Annotated in this window: 17 protein-coding genes; 5 read left to right on the top strand and 12 right to left on the bottom strand. The window is 71.6% G+C overall.

Going from position 1 to position 13,784, the window contains the following annotated elements; translation table 11 throughout:
- The first annotated feature begins 148 nt into the window (after positions 1 to 148).
- Entirely contained in the window at positions 149 to 826 is a 678-nt protein-coding gene (locus tag FY549_RS02765) for a FadR/GntR family transcriptional regulator (protein WP_149083730.1), read from the top strand.
- Between the two features lie 101 nt (positions 827 to 927).
- On the opposite strand, the gene FY549_RS02760 is transcribed toward FY549_RS02765, so the two are convergent.
- From FY549_RS02760 to FY549_RS02740, 5 genes are all read right to left on the bottom strand, one after another.
- Positions 928 to 1,446, bottom strand: a complete 519-nt coding sequence (locus FY549_RS02760; RefSeq protein ID WP_149083729.1) for a glycine cleavage system protein R — start codon at positions 1,444 to 1,446, stop codon at positions 928 to 930.
- 65 nt (positions 1,447 to 1,511) lie between these two features.
- On the bottom strand, positions 1,512 to 2,249 hold the full coding sequence (locus FY549_RS02755) for an anti-sigma factor (RefSeq protein ID WP_149083728.1): 738 nt from the start codon (positions 2,247 to 2,249) through the stop codon (positions 1,512 to 1,514).
- The gene (locus FY549_RS02750) at positions 2,236 to 2,799 is read right to left on the bottom strand and encodes an RNA polymerase sigma factor (RefSeq protein WP_149083727.1); all 564 of its coding nucleotides are present in this window, start codon (positions 2,797 to 2,799) and stop codon (positions 2,236 to 2,238) included. Before FY549_RS02750 ends, FY549_RS02755 begins: the two co-directional genes overlap by 14 nt.
- Before the next feature lie 41 nt (positions 2,800 to 2,840).
- Entirely contained in the window at positions 2,841 to 3,278 is a 438-nt protein-coding gene (locus tag FY549_RS02745; protein WP_200839144.1) for a class F sortase, read from the bottom strand.
- Between the two features lie 226 nt (positions 3,279 to 3,504).
- Entirely contained in the window at positions 3,505 to 4,338 is an 834-nt protein-coding gene (locus FY549_RS02740) for a DUF4397 domain-containing protein (protein WP_149083726.1), read from the bottom strand.
- A 212-nt stretch (positions 4,339 to 4,550) separates the two neighbouring features.
- Between FY549_RS02740 and FY549_RS02735 the strand changes: the two genes are divergently transcribed.
- Positions 4,551 to 4,817 (top strand): hypothetical protein, encoded by a 267-nt coding sequence (locus tag FY549_RS02735; RefSeq protein ID WP_149083725.1) that lies wholly within the window; start codon positions 4,551 to 4,553, stop codon positions 4,815 to 4,817.
- Positions 4,818 to 4,829: 12 nt separating this feature from the next.
- Positions 4,830 to 5,693 carry an FHA domain-containing protein gene (locus tag FY549_RS02730; protein ID WP_149083724.1) on the top strand — a complete coding sequence of 288 codons (864 nt, stop codon included), beginning with the start codon at positions 4,830 to 4,832 and terminating at the stop codon, positions 5,691 to 5,693.
- A gap of 16 nt (positions 5,694 to 5,709) precedes the next feature.
- On the opposite strand, the gene FY549_RS02725 is transcribed toward FY549_RS02730, so the two are convergent.
- The 4 genes from FY549_RS02725 to FY549_RS02710 are packed head-to-tail and all read right to left on the bottom strand — an operon-like array spanning position 5,710 to position 8,987.
- Positions 5,710 to 6,768, bottom strand: a complete 1,059-nt coding sequence (locus FY549_RS02725) for a PLP-dependent cysteine synthase family protein (protein WP_149083723.1) — start codon at positions 6,766 to 6,768, stop codon at positions 5,710 to 5,712.
- Between the two features lie 25 nt (positions 6,769 to 6,793).
- Complete coding sequence (locus FY549_RS02720) at positions 6,794 to 7,606, bottom strand: GntR family transcriptional regulator (protein ID WP_149083722.1); 813 nt, start codon at positions 7,604 to 7,606, stop codon at positions 6,794 to 6,796.
- Positions 7,606 to 8,010: a D-ribose pyranase gene (gene rbsD, locus FY549_RS02715; protein WP_149083721.1), complete on the bottom strand. Its 405-nt coding sequence runs from the start codon at positions 8,008 to 8,010 to the stop codon at positions 7,606 to 7,608. Before rbsD ends, FY549_RS02720 begins: the two co-directional genes overlap by 1 nt.
- 14 nt (positions 8,011 to 8,024) lie before the next feature.
- The gene (locus FY549_RS02710; protein WP_149083720.1) at positions 8,025 to 8,987 is read right to left on the bottom strand and encodes a ribokinase; all 963 of its coding nucleotides are present in this window, start codon (positions 8,985 to 8,987) and stop codon (positions 8,025 to 8,027) included.
- A gap of 118 nt (positions 8,988 to 9,105) precedes the next feature.
- Between FY549_RS02710 and FY549_RS02705 the strand changes: the two genes are divergently transcribed.
- Positions 9,106 to 9,768, top strand: coding sequence for a transaldolase family protein (locus FY549_RS02705; RefSeq protein WP_149083719.1), 663 nt, complete (start codon positions 9,106 to 9,108; stop codon positions 9,766 to 9,768).
- A gap of 4 nt (positions 9,769 to 9,772) precedes the next feature.
- On the opposite strand, the gene FY549_RS02700 is transcribed toward FY549_RS02705, so the two are convergent.
- Positions 9,773 to 10,450 (bottom strand): FadR/GntR family transcriptional regulator, encoded by a 678-nt coding sequence (locus tag FY549_RS02700; protein ID WP_149083718.1) that lies wholly within the window; start codon positions 10,448 to 10,450, stop codon positions 9,773 to 9,775.
- 47 nt (positions 10,451 to 10,497) lie between these two features.
- On the opposite strand from FY549_RS02700, the gene FY549_RS02695 reads away from it, so the two are divergent.
- On the top strand, positions 10,498 to 11,397 hold the full coding sequence (locus FY549_RS02695; protein WP_149083717.1) for an amidohydrolase family protein: 900 nt from the start codon (positions 10,498 to 10,500) through the stop codon (positions 11,395 to 11,397).
- Between the two features lie 690 nt (positions 11,398 to 12,087).
- Here the strand turns inward: FY549_RS02695 and FY549_RS02690 are convergent.
- Together FY549_RS02690 and FY549_RS02685 are read right to left on the bottom strand one after the other, a co-directional pair.
- The gene (locus tag FY549_RS02690) at positions 12,088 to 12,882 is read right to left on the bottom strand and encodes an SDR family NAD(P)-dependent oxidoreductase (protein ID WP_149083716.1); all 795 of its coding nucleotides are present in this window, start codon (positions 12,880 to 12,882) and stop codon (positions 12,088 to 12,090) included.
- Positions 12,864 to 13,724, bottom strand: a complete 861-nt coding sequence (locus FY549_RS02685) for a fumarylacetoacetate hydrolase family protein (protein WP_149083715.1) — start codon at positions 13,722 to 13,724, stop codon at positions 12,864 to 12,866. The genes FY549_RS02690 and FY549_RS02685 overlap by 19 nt, the downstream gene beginning before the upstream one ends.
- Positions 13,725 to 13,784: the final 60 nt, after the last annotated feature.

Here is a 13,784-nt window from a genome sequence, read left to right as displayed (position 1 = left end):
GGGGGCGAGTTGTTGCACAACTTTGCCACAAGCCCGCGTTTTTGGCTACGAATCCCGGAACATGAAACATAGTTGTCATACGAGTTTGCGGCGCCCCGTGGTTCCGACAGACTGCACGAAGGGTGGCGGAGTGTCAGGGAGGACGACGATGAGCGCACTCGACACGGCGTTGCACGGCCTGCGGGCCCTCATCGCCGACGGCGCGCTGCGACCCGGCGACCGTCTGCCGAGCGAGGGGGAGCTGTGCGAGCGACTCGGCGTCTCCCGGGGGTCGCTGCGCGAGGCCATCCGGACCCTCGCTGCGCTCGGCGTGCTGGAGACGCGGCACGGGTCGGGGAGCTATGTCAGCGAGCTGCGGGCGGCCGACCTCATCGGCAGCCTCTCGCTCACGGTCGGCCTGCTGCCGATGGCCGGGGTGCTGGAGCTGACGGAACTCCGACGGGTGCTCGAACCGCATGCGGCGGCGCTCGCCGCGGCCCGTATCGACGAGGCCACGGTGGCGGCGCTCGACGAGGTGCTCACGGAGATCGAGTCGACGACGGACTTCGAGGCGCAGTCCCGCCTCGACCACGAGTTCCACATGGCCATCTCGTCGGTCGCGGGCAATGACGCTCTCACCAGCTTGATCGACGTGCTGCGCTCCCGCTCCCGTGCGTACCGGATCTCCGACCCGGAGGACGCTGCGGAGCTCAAGATCCACTCCGACGCCGGCCACCGGGCGATCCTCCGCGGCCTCGCCGCCGCCGATCCGGTGGCCGCCTCGGCCGCCGCGTCCGCCCACGTCGCGTACACCGAGTACTGGGTGCGGCGCTACTCCGGGCTCTGACCCTGGTCCCCGGCCGAGCCACCCCTTTCGTGCCTCCCGGCCCGCTTCGGACGTCCGGAAGGGGGTGGGCGGCACCGAAAGGGGTGGGTCGGCGACGGGGGTCACCCGAGGGTGATGTCGACCTGGATCTCGGACGCGAGGCGCTCCAGATCGGCGCGCAGGGCGTCGAGGTCGACCGTCGGCGGGACCTTCGCGATCACCGACGCCTCGAACAGCCGCCCGCCGGCCATCGCGGCCTCACGGGTCTCGGTCGTGAGCTCCTCGATGCTCAGGGCGTGGGCGTTCAGCACCGCTGACACCTCGCGCACGATCCCGGGGCGGTCGTTGCCGAGCACCTGCATCACGAGCAGCTGCTCCTCGTCCTCCTCCGCCACTCCGCGAGTGCCCGTGAGCATCGAGAGCGTCAGGAGCCCCTGGCCCTGGAGACTCCGGAGCGCGGTCTCCAGGTCGCCGGCACGCTCGGTCGGCACCGACACCTCGATCACGCCGGCGAATGTGCCGGCGAGCTCGGCGAGAGAGCTGTTCTCCCAGTTGCCGCCGTGCGCATCGACGACATCGGCGACGGCGGCCACGAGGCCAGGGCGATCGGCACCCGCGACAGTGAGGATGAGTGTTGTCATGGGGTCAGCGTACGGGCCGTTCGTCCTTCGGTCATGCCCCTTGACGTGCGCCTCGCTTCGACCGGTCAGGTGAAGTCGAGGGTGCCGCGCACGATCGAGTTGCCCGAGTGGGTCGGGTCACCGTCGACGGGCTCGAACGAGATGTCGACGAGGTCGTAGTCGTCCAGGTCGACGTTCTCCGGGATCGCGAACACGCCCCTCTCGGCGTCGAGCACACCCAGGCTGATGAGCGCCTTCCCGTCGTTGCGGATCAGCCATACCTCCCGGTAGTCGTCCGATCCGTCCTCGCCGGCGAGCGAGACCGTGAGGGTACGCGCGCCCGTCCTGTCCTCGTCGACCTCGGCGCTGCCGACCGCGTCGGGGTGGTCGGGGAACGGATCGAGCGTCGCGGTGGCGACCGTGACCGGGCGGAGGGCGGCGGAGATCGCCGTCCAGGTGCCCGCCCCCACGGCGAGAACGAGGGTCGAGGCCGCGGCGAGCACCCACCAGCGCGCCGCGGTGCGACGGCGAGCGGCCGAGGCGGGCGACGCCTCCGCCGTCTGCGGTGCCGCGGGGCGGAGGGGGTCGGCGGTCACGCTCTCCGGCAGGCCGAGCTCGTCGTGGATGCGGGCCCACACGTCGGCGGGCGGAGACTCCAGCTCGGCGTCCGAGACGGTCGAGCGGGCGACGCCGGCCGCGTGTGCGAGGTCGGCGACCTCGGCCGCGCACGCCGGGCACTGGTCGAGGTGCGTCCGCTCGCGGTCGGACGCCACCGGCTCCCCGAGGGCGAGCAGGGCGAGCTGCTCTGGATCAAGGTGCGACACGGTTGACCTCCAATCGGTCGCGCATGCGGGAGAGGCTCCGGCGGATATGGCTCTTCACGGTACCCAGGGGCATGTCCAGCCGCCGGGCGATCTCCTCGTGTGTCAGATCGTCGAAGAACGCCAGCCGCATGACCTCGCGGGCGTCCGGCCGCAGCTGTCGCATCTCGTTCGCGATGAGGATCGACTGCGACAGGTCCACGGGGGCACTGACGAGGTCGGCCGGGGAGGTGACGCGCAGCATCTCCTCCTGCAGCCGCTGGATCCGCGCCCGCGACTCGTGCATGTCCGCGATGCGTCGCCGCGCGATGGTCACCAGCCACGTGCTGAGTCGCGCCTTCGAGGCGTCGTAGCCCTCCCTCGACGTCCACGCCGACACGAACGTGCGCTGCGTGACGTCAGCGGCGTCGGCGCGGTCGCCGAGGGAGCGCAGCGCGAGGGTGTACACGACGGGAGACCAGCGCCGGTACAGCTCGGCGAGCGCATCCTCATCGCCTCGGACGAAGCGCTCGTTGAGCTGCGTCTCTTCGTCCGGGTCGTCCGCGGAGGTCATGCGGTCCTCCCTTCCGTTCGTGCGGCGCTGCGGATCGGTCATCAGGGGGCGGGACGTGCGATGGCGACGACATTATCGCGATAGTGCCCGGTCGTGCTGTCGAACGGGCCACCGCACGTGATGAGAACCAGGCCCGGCGGGCCCTCTCGCGCGAACAGCTCGCCCGTGGGAAGCGCCGTCTTCTCGTAGGACGTGAGCGACTCCACCGCGTACCTCCGCGGCACGCCCGCCGTGTCTGTCACCTCCACGGTCGCTCCGGCGCCGAGCTCCCGCAGCCGGGAGAGCGGCCCGATGGGGTACCCGACCGCGTCGACGTGCGCGGCCAGCACGACCAGGCCCGCCGTGCTCGCGGCGTCCGCGCCGTACCGGTACCACCCGGCCACCGCGGGATCCTCCGGGAGTTCCATCTGCCCGGTCGGCTCCGCCCCGACGTCGATCACGGGCATGTCCACGCCGAGGTCGGGGATGCGCAACCGCACCGGGGGCGTGGCGGGCTGCGGCGCGGGGGAGCTCGGCGGAGCGGGTCTCCGGGCGGAGCGTCGAGGTGGGGGCGGGCGACGGTGAGCGTGGGGCGTCGGACGGGGGCTCCGACGACATCACCACGCCCGCCCCCACGGGGGGTGCAGGCGATCAGGAGCGCCGCGCAGGCGGCACCGCATCCGGCGAGGAACCCCCGCCGGATGCGGCTGCGCAACGCCCCTGTCCTCATCGGCGCGCGACTCGCTGCCGTCGCACGGCGACGGTCGCGCCCGCCGCCGCCACGATCATCGCCAGGCCGATCAGCGCCGTCGTCACGACGACGGCCGTGTCGGCGTCGCGCTGTGCCGCGTAGCCGGCGGAGCCGGAGGGGACGCCGTCGGGGTTGGTGTGCAGGCCCGTGACCGTCTGCGCTGCGATCGCGAGGGTGTCATCCTCGGCACTTCCCCACGCGTAAAGGATCGTGAGCACCCCGTCCTCCACGGCCACGTCCTGCGGGCCGAGAACGGGATCGGTGGTGCCGGCGAGGGCGACGGCAGCCGAGACGGTTCCGGCCGGGAGGTTCAGCGTCGCCTCGTTCGGGTTGGTCAGATCCTCGACCACCGGGGAGCCGCCGGCGAGGATGTCGACGGCAGGGGCAGCCGCGACGTGACGCACGGTGAGCCTTCCCTGTTCGGGCGTCGTTGCGGAGGTGTCGTTCGTGAAGAGGTTCAGCCCCGGGTCGCCCGCCTCGGTGAGGTGTGCGACGGCGGTGTAGTTCGTTCCCGCGGTGAGGGTGAGCGTCGTCGGGCCGAGCACGGGCGCACTCGCGTCGGCGGCATCGGGCGCGGTGAGCGCGACCTCATAGCTGCCGGCGGGAAGTTCCAGCGGACCGGCCAGCGCACCCGGCTGGAAGTCGTCGATGGTGCGCTCGCCGTTGACGTACACGTCGACGGGCGTGTCCGGAATGGCGTGCAGCACCGAGAGCTGGGCGCTGTCGGTGGTCGCCGCGGTCGCGGGCGAGGCCAGGGCCGCCGCCGCCAGTAGTCCGACGGCGAGGCCGGCTGTGGTGATTCTTCGCACGATGCTCCTCCTTGAACCGGGGGCGGCGGTCGCCGCCCATTGCCCCCTTATTCGCTGCGAGGGGCGCAGTCGGATGCACCTCGCTGAACTTTTGTCCGGTCTCTCCCGATTCGTCCCCGCCTTTTTGGGCGGTGCCCAGAATTCGATGGACATCGGCCGGAACCGCGCGCATACTCTCATTCACACACATGGACCCGGCAAAGGAGCACGCCATGAGCGACACGAACGAACCCGCCGAACTGTTCTCGTCATCCACCGGCCCGACCGGCGCATCCATCACCGACTGGACCGACCTCGGCCGGGAGATGTGGGCATACCTGACGGGCCGAGGGGCGGCGGTGAACTACACCTTCGAGGACATGACCGTCGAGGTTCCCCGCGACATCGGCCCTGACGCGCCCCGAGCGATCTGGAAGTTCAACGGCACCCTGAGAGTGACCACGAGCGACCGTGCCACCGACGGACCGCACGCGGCCTGAGCGGAAACGGCCATGATCCGCCTCGACATCGACCTGGAGGTCGAGCACCAAGGCCCGGACGACGACATCCCCGCGCGGTTCACGGTGCGCGCGGCGGGCCGTGAAGTCGTCATCACGTTCGCCGAGACGTCCGCACTCGGGGGTATGGGCCGCCGTGACCTCACGCAGCTCGCCCCTGTCGCGGACGGCCTCGCGCGCCGCGGCATCCGGGTGCGGGTGGAGGGACCGCGAGGTACCCTGGCGGAGTTCGGCGACGTGCGGTCGGGACCCATCGGTCGTGCGGTCGCCGGGTCGCCGCACATCCGGCTGGGCGCCCTCGCGACGCTGCTCACCGAACGGCAGCGCCGCGACCGCGGTGGCGGGTCGCTGCTCTCGGTCCCTCCCGGCACGCTGTTCCCGCTCGTGCCCACCGTGGTGCGCCACGCCCGACGCCGTGTGACGACCACACACTACCTTCCCGGCTCCGGTCGCCCCCGCCTGATCTTCTCCGTCGGCTCCGGCGACTGGGACCGCAGCCGCCCGCGCGAGTTCGACCTGCTGCCCGACCGGACGGTGATCGGCTCCAGCCCCGATGCCGACCTGCGGCTGGAGGGGCTCGAAGCGGTGCACGCGGAGATTCGGCACAACGAGGACGACGAGTACGTGCTGTACCCGCACGCCCCCACCGGCGGCGGGTGGCCCAACCTCCCGCACGGCTCGGACGGCGCGCGGATCCTCCGCACCGGCTCGCGGATCGAGTTGGGCACGTGGCGCCTCGCCTACTACCGGGAGGAGTTCGCCGACCACGGTCGTCCGTTCGGCGGGCGCCAGGGCGGGGAGTACGAGTTCCAGAGGCAGCAGCCGGTGCGACCCTACGGCTCCGGGGAACTCGGCTGACCCGGCACCGCGAGCGTCAGCCCGCCCAGACCCCGGTTTCGAGGAACGCGTCGAGGCGGGCGCGGTGCGGGGCGAGGTCCCAGCCCTGTTGCGCGACCCATTCGTCGGAGTAGTACGTGTTGGCGTAGCGCACACCGCTGTCGCAGATCAGCGTCACGACGCTGCCGGTCTCGCCCGCGGCACGCATCCGCGCGATGAGCTGGAACGCGCCGTAGAGGTTCGTGCCGGTGGACCCGCCCGCCCAGTGCAGGGTGCGCTCGCGGAGCAGGCGGATCGCGGCGATGGAGCCCGCGTCCGGCACCTGGATCATCTCGTCGATCACGGACGGCACGAACGAGGCCTCGACCCGCGGCCGCCCGATGCCTTCGATGCGGCTCGGGCGTCCGGCGGGCGGGTCGACCGTGCCCGCCCAGCCGTCGTAGAAGGCCGAACCCTCGGGGTCGACGACCGCGATCCGGGTGTCGTGGCGGCGGTACTTCACGTAACGGCCGAAGGTCGCGCTGGTACCCCCGGTGCCGGCGCCCGTGACGATCCACCGGGGGATCGGGTGCCGCTCCTGGGAGAGCTGGCCGAAGACGCTGTCGGCGATGTTGTTGTTGCCGCGCCAGTCGGTCGCCCGCTCCGCGAAGGTGAACTGGTCGAGATAGTGGCCGTGACAGTCCGACGCGAGGCGCTGCGCTTCCGGCGACATGTCCTCTGCGCGGTCCACGAAGTGGCAGGTCCCGCCGTAGAACTCGATGAGGTCGATCTTCTCCTGCACGGTCGACCGCGGGACGACGGTGATGAATTTCAGCCCCAGCATCCGGGCGAAGTACGCCTCCGACACCGCGGTCGACCCGCTCGACGACTCCACGAGCGTCGTGTCCTCGTGGATGCGGCCGTTCACCAGCCCGTAGAGGAGGAGGGAGCGCGCGAGGCGGTGCTTGAGCGAGCCGGTCGGGTGCACCGACTCGTCCTTGAGGTACAAGTCGATGCCCCACTCCGGAGGCAGCGGGAAGAGGTGCAGGTGGGTGTCGGCGCTGCGGTTGGCATCGGCTTCCAGCAGGGCGATCGCGGTGCTGGTCCAGTCGCTCATGCTCTCGAGCGTACCGGGGCCGCCGTCAGCCCACCGTGCCAGCGGGGGAGGCCCCGCCGGATCCGTCCACGTGCATCAACGACGCCTGGGACTGCTCCTGCCGCAACTGGAATTCGAAGCGTGAGCGGTCGCCGCGGTGGTAGGCGATGAAGTACTCGATCGGCAGTCCGTCGTCGCTGCGGCTGATGCTGCGGAGGCGGAGAAGGGCGGAGCCGGCGCTCACGCCGAGGTGCTGCGCCTGCTCGTGCGTGGCGACCGTCGCCTCGGCGGAGCGGACACCGTGCGTTGCGACGATGCCGTGCTCGGCGAGCAGCCGGTACAGCGACGCCTCGGTGAGGTCGGCGCCGAGCGTGACCGCCCCCACCGCCTCCGGCATCCACGTGGTCGAGAGCGACCAGGGCTCGCCGTCCACGTGCCGGAGTCGCTCCAAGGCGATCACGGGCGACCCGACCGGAACCTCCAGAGCGAGCGCGACCTCCTCGTCCGCGACGGTCTGCTCGTGCCGCAGGACGTCGCTGTGCACGTGGCCGCCGCGACGCTCCACGTCGTCGTACAGTCCGACGAGCGTGTGGACGAGACTCTCGCTCGTGCGCGGCCGGGAGACGAAGGTGCCCTTGCCCTTGACGCGCTCGACGAGACCCTCGTGCTCGAGCTGGGCGAGCGCCTGCCGCACGACCGTGCGGGAGATGCCGTAGCGCTCGCACAGCCGGTGCTCGCCGGGAAGGGGATCGCCCGGCTGGAGCCCGTCGCGGGCGATGCCGTCGATGATGAGCTGCCGGAGCTGGTCGTACATGGGCGCCGCGCTGTGGCGGTCGATCGCGTCGTCGACGATGGCCATCAGTACGCCACCCCCGCGTGCAGGATCACGTTCGCGTACGGGGTGAACTCCCCGGAGCGCACGAACGCGCGGGCCGCCTGCGTGCGCTGCTTGAACTCGACGTGCGGGACGAGCTCGATCTCGAAACCCGCGTCGGCGAAGCGCTCGCGCAGGGCGTCGAGCACCTCCGGGCTCTTCTCGGCGACCTCGGCCGACACCGTCGCCCCCTCGACCACGAGTTCCGCGAGCACGGTGTCGAGCACGTCGAGGAACGTGGGCGCGCCGGGACGGTAGGCGAGGTCGATGCGCTCGGAGCCCGGGGGGATCGGCAGCCCGGCATCGGTCACGACGATCAGATCCGTGTGTCCGGTCTCGCTGATGACCCGGGAGAGCGCGGGATTGATCGTGGTCGAGGTCTTGCGCATCGTGTGCTCCTGGTTCAGTTCGCGACGGAGGCCGCGGTGCGCTCGACGAGGAAGGCCTCGACGTCGGCGCGATGGGGGAGGCTCGGCGAGGCCCCCTGCTTCGTGACGGTGAGGGCGCCCGCGGCCGTCGCCAGCCGGACCGCGTCGGTGAGCGCGGCCCCGCTCGCCAGGGCGGCGCCGAGGTAGCCGGCGTAGGCGTCGCCCGCGGCGGTGGTATCGACGGCCTCCACGGGGAACGGCGGGACGACCGTTGCGCCCTCGGAGGTCACCACGCACGACCCTTGCCCGGCCAGGGTGACGACTGCGGCGCCGACGCCCTGCTCCAGGAACCAACGCCCGGCGCGTTCGGCGGAGGCCGCGTCGGTCACCTCGACGCCGCTGATGAGCGATGCCTCGGTCTCGTTCGGGGTGACGATGTCGATGCTGCGCCAGATCTCCGGTGTCAGCTCCGCTGCCGGTGCCGGATCGAGGATCACGGTCATGCCGTGTTCTCGCCCGCGGGCCGTGATGTGCGCGGTCAGGGCGGACGGCGTCTCGAGCTGAGTGAGCAGGACGGAGGTCGTCGGCGCCAGGGCCGCGAGGGCTTCGTCGATCTGCTCCGTGCTGAGGGCGGCGTTGGCGAGCGGGACCATCACGATGTCGTTCTGCGCGGAGGCGTCGACACGGATGTGCGCGATGCCGGTGGGGCCCGGCACCGTTCGCAGGTGCGCGAGATCGACCCCGGCGGCCGTGAGCCCGTCGACCACGAGGTCGTGGAACAGGTCGTCGCCGACACAGCCGACGAAACTCGTCCGCGCGCCCGAGCGTCCGGCCGCGACGGCCTGGTTGGCGCCCTTGCCGCCGAGCATGAGCGTGAACTCGTCGCCGAGGATCGTCTCGCCGCGGGCCGGAAGTCGCTGGGAGAAGGTCGTGACGTCGGCCGTCACGCTGCCGACGATGACGACGCCGGAGCGGTCGCCGGGGTGTGCGGGTGTCATCTCGCTCCTGATCCTCCTCGACAGCGCGGGGCTCCCGGTCTTTGACAAGGCGCGGAAGCTGTCATTACATTAGCCGAATCCCCACCTGTAACGACAGGTTGCCCGCGAGGAGACCCCGATGACCGCGATCGCGCCCCGCCTGTACGTCGACAGCGCCGACACCGATCGCGTCTCGCGCCTCCTGGCAGCGGGGGTCGTGTACGGCGTCACGACGAACCCGACGATCCTCGAGCGCGGTGGACGGACGGCAGCGGAGATCCCCGACCTCTACGCGCGCTGGGTGGACGAGGGGGCCCGCGAGGTGTTCTTCCAGACCTGGGGCGGCGACGCCGCTTCCTTCCTCCGGAACGCGGAGGGCATCCGTGCGCTCGGTGACCGGGTGGCGGTGAAGGTTCCGGCCACGGCGGCCGGCTTCGCCGCCGCGTCCGCCCTGGTCCGTGACGGGGCCACGGTGCTCGTCACGGCGGTCTACTCGGTCGCTCAGGCGCTCGCGTGCGCTTCGATGGGCGCCCACTACATCGCGCCGTATCTGGGCCGGATGCGGGACGCGGGCATGGACGGCGACGCCCTCATCGCCCGGATGCAGGAGATGTGCGCGGGCAGCGAGGCGAACGTCCTCGCCGCATCCCTGCGCTCGGCCGACGACATCACCGGGCTGCGCGCGGCGGGTGTGCCCTACTTCACCGCCGCCCCCGACGTGCTCGAGCAGGCGCTGTTTCACGAGGTGAGCGACAGCTCCGCCGCGGAGTTCGACGCCGCCATGGGGCGCCTCGGAGCCTGACGACTCAGGCCGACGCGGCCTGCCGCAGCCACCGCTCGACACCGGCGATGTGGGCCGTGGCGAGCGAGGTCGCCAGCGCCGAGTCGCGCTGGGCGATGGCGTCCGCGATGGCGCGGTGCTCCGACAGGGTGCGCTCCACGGCGCCGCCCTCGGTGAGCCCTCGCCACACCCGTGCGCGGACCGTCTGGCTGCTGAGGTGCTCGATGAGGCTCGCGAGGTAGGCGTTGCCCGCCATGCCAACGATCTCGCGGTGGAAGCGGATGTCGTGGTCGACGAGCTCCTCGATGCCGACGGATGCGTCGACCGCCTCCACCTCGTCCTTCAGCGCGGCGATCGCCTCGTCCGTGCCGAGCGTGGCCGCGAGGCCGGTGGCCTGGGACTCCAGCATCCGGCGGACGGCGAACATCTCCAGCATCGAGTCGTCGTCGTGCATGTCCACGACGAAGGCGATCGCCTCCAGCAGCAGGTGGGGCTCCAGGCTCGTGACGTAGGTGCCGTCACCGCGACGCACATCCAGCACGCGGATGACCTCCAGCGCCTTGACCGCCTCGCGCATCGAGTTGCGGGAGAGGCCCAGGCGCTCGGACAGCTCCTTCTCCGGGGGCAGGCGATCGCCGGGGGCGAGTTCACCCGACACGATCATCGCCTTGATCTTCTCGATCGCCTCGTCCGTGACAGCCATGGCGCTCATCCTCGCACAACATCCGATGTCTGCGGCAGGATGGGGGCATGCGCATCCTCGACTCGCACCTGCACCTGTGGGACCCGGAGGCCCTCGAGTACACGTGGCTCGAGGGGCCGCTCGCGGGGCGCTTCGCCGAGGCCGAGCTGGAGCAGGTGCGGATCGACCGAGCCTCCGCCGAGCGGGCGGTGTTCGTGCAGGCCGAGACCGTCGAGGGCGACTTCCTCCCCGAGGTGCGGTGGGTGGGCGCGCAGGCGGAGCGGCTCGGGGTGGTCGGCATCGTCGCCGGCGCTCGGCTCGACCGTGGCACCGACACGACGGTGCACCTGGAGAGCCTGACCGCGGAACCCCTCGTCGTCGGCGTGCGCCACCTCCTGCAGGGAGAGGCGGACAGCGTGATGCTGTCGTCGGCCTTCATCTCCGGGGCCCGGGAGGTCGCGGCACACGGGTGGACCTTCGACGCCTGCGTCCGAGCCGCGCAGCTTCCCGACCTCGCACGACTGTCCGGCGCGATCCCCGAGCTGCGGATCGTGCTCGACCACCTGGGCAAGCCGGAGGTGGGTACGGCTTCAGCCCCGCTCGCGCCCTCTGTGGAGTGGGAACGCGACCTCGCCGAACTCGCGCGGCACCCGGAGGTGTTCTGCAAGGTGTCGGGTCTGCCGGCGGAGGCCGGAGGGGACTGGAGCCTCGGGCAGCTCGAACCGTTCCTGGACACCGCGGCGGACGTCTTCGGTCCCGAGCGCCTGATGTGGGGGAGTGACTGGCCCGTGTCGGTGATCGGCCCCGCGGAGTCGGGCGACCCGCAGGCGCGTGCGGACGGCTCTCCGGCGTATCAGCGGTCCGCCCGCGGCCGCTGGGCCGACGCGGTCGCGACCTGGGCCACGTCCCGCGGCATCGATCACGACGCCCTCTTCCACGGCACCGCCACCTCCTTCTACGCCCTCTAACCCCTTCCCCCTTCTTCCCCTTTCCCCCTCCCCTCCCCCGCCCCGCCCGGGCGGGTGCAATATGCCACCTCCGGCGGCCCGCGCCGGCCCCTCTTCGATCCCGAGCCGAGTGGGCGCTGTGCCGCTCACCGTCGTACCGGAAGCCGCTCACAGCCGTCCCCGCGGAGCGCCTCGTGGTGCGGGGTGGGAAAGGGTCCAGTGCGGCGGAGTTGGGGAGCGATTCTGATCTCCCCGCATGGATACCGGGGTGCGGGTGCACATGGGGCCCCCGCCGGGCGGGATGGAGGAGCGGTACCGATCCCCCGCGCGGGAGGTGGGCCGAAGGCCGCGCGGGAGCAAAAAGCATGCGGGATGGAAAACGGGCCTGCGGGGCGGGTCGGAGGAGCGGTTGTGATCCTGCGCGCGGGAGGTAGGCCGAGGTGCTCGCGGGATAGGAAAGGGGCGTGCGGGGCGGGGCGGAGGGGCGAATCTCATCCCGACCGGGTGGCGGGGGGCGAGCGGCACGGGCTGCGGGATGAAAAAGGGGGCGTGCGGGGAGGGGCGGGGGAGCGGTATTGATCCGGCAACCGGGGGGCGGGGACGAGGACCGGGCGGGGAGGGGGCGGGGACGCGACCGGGGGAGGGGACGGGGGAGTGGGAACGGCCCGGGGCCTCGCGGGGAGGCACCGGGCCGTTCCGGGTGGATCGGGGTCACTCGGGGCGGAGGCGGAGCTGCGCCATACCCCCGTCGACCTCGATGAAGGTGCCGGTGGTCGAACCCGCGGCAGGGCTCACGAGGTAGGCCACGGCCGCGGCGACCTCGTCCGGGCTCACGAGCCGTCCATGCGGCTGCCGTGCCTCCAGTGCTGCACGTTCCGCGGCGGGGTCGGCCGCGGAGTCGAGCAGTCGTCCGACCCAGGGCGTGTCCGCGGTGCCGGGGTTGACGGCGTTGACGCGGATGCCTTCCCGCAGGTGGTCGGCGGCCATCGCGCGGGTCAGAGCCGACACGGCCCCCTTCGACGCGGAGTACAGGGCCCGCTGGGGGAGCCCGGTGGTCGAGGCGATCGAGGCCGTGTTGCACACCGCGGCCGCGGGAGACTTCCGCAACCACGGAAGTGCGGCCGTGGTCACACGCGCGATGCCCGTGACGTTGATGGAGAGGACGCGGGCCCACTCGTCGTCGTCGTTTGCCGCGATGTCACCCTGCGCACCGATGCCGGCGTTGTTGACGACGATGTCGATGCGCCCGAAGCGCTCGGCGACGGCGGCGACCGCGGCCTCCACGCTTGCGCGGTCGGAGACGTCGGCGGTGAACGCGGCGAAGCGCCCGTCGGCGTTGGTCGTGCCGCGGTCGAGGACGGCGACGGTGACGCCGTCGTCGTGCAGACGGTGCGCGATGGCCGCACCGATCCCGGACGCTCCTCCGGTCACGATGGCGACGAGTCCGTCCGTGCCACCGGCGATCGATTCCTGACTCTGCGGAACGGTCACTTCTCTGCCTCCCATGCGATGAAGTCCTGGCGCTGGCGCCCGAGGCCGTCGATCTCGATCTCGACCACATCGCCCGCGGCCAGGTAGGGGTACTTGCCGGACAGGGCCACGCCCTGCGGGGTGCCGGTGAGGATCAGGTCACCGGGCTCGAGCGTCACGTACTGGGACAGGTGGTGCACGATCTGCTCGACCGTGAAGATCATGTCGCTCGTGTTCGAGTCCTGTCGCGGCTCGCCGTTCACGAAGCTGCGGAGACCGAGCGCCTGGTGGTCCACCTCGTCAGGGGTGACCAGCCACGGGCCGGTGGGGTTGAAGCCGAACGCGATCTTTCCCTTCGACCACTGCCCGCCGGAGACCGCCATCTGGAAGTCGCGCTCGGACACGTCGTTCGCGGCGACGAAGCCGGCCACGTGCGCCATCGACTCTTCCGGGGAGTCGAGGTATGCGGTGCGGGAGCCGATCACGATGCCGAGCTCGACCTCCCAGTCCGTCTTCTCGCTCCCGCGCGGGATGGTCACGGCGTCGTTCGGGCCGACGACCGTGTTGGGCGTCTTGAGGAAGATGATGGGGATGGTCGGCGGCTCCGACCCCGACTCCGCCGCGTGGGCGGCGTAGTTCATGCCGATGCAGATGACCGCGCTTGGGCGGGCGATCGGGGCGCCGATGCGCATCGCCGCGGCATCCGGCAGCTCGGGGAGCTCCCCGGCGTCGCGGGCGGCGGCGACACGGGCGACGAAGTCTCCCGCAAGGAAGTCGCCGTTGACATCGGATGTCACCGGGCGGAGGTCGAGGTAGCGGTCACCCTCCAGGAGGACGGGGATCTCCGCCCCCGGGGTGCCGAGCCGCGCGAACTTCATGATTCTCCTGATCGTTCGGGAGGCCGCTGCTCAGCGGCCGGTCTCGTTGACAGTATAGAC

Origin of the sequence: Microbacterium sp. 1S1 (assembly GCF_008271365.1) — a bacterium.
In the GTDB taxonomy this organism is placed as follows: Bacteria; Actinomycetota; Actinomycetes; order Actinomycetales; family Microbacteriaceae; genus Microbacterium.
The sequence above is the reverse complement of the archived record's forward strand: the minus strand, read 5'-3'. Positions and strand labels throughout refer to the sequence as shown.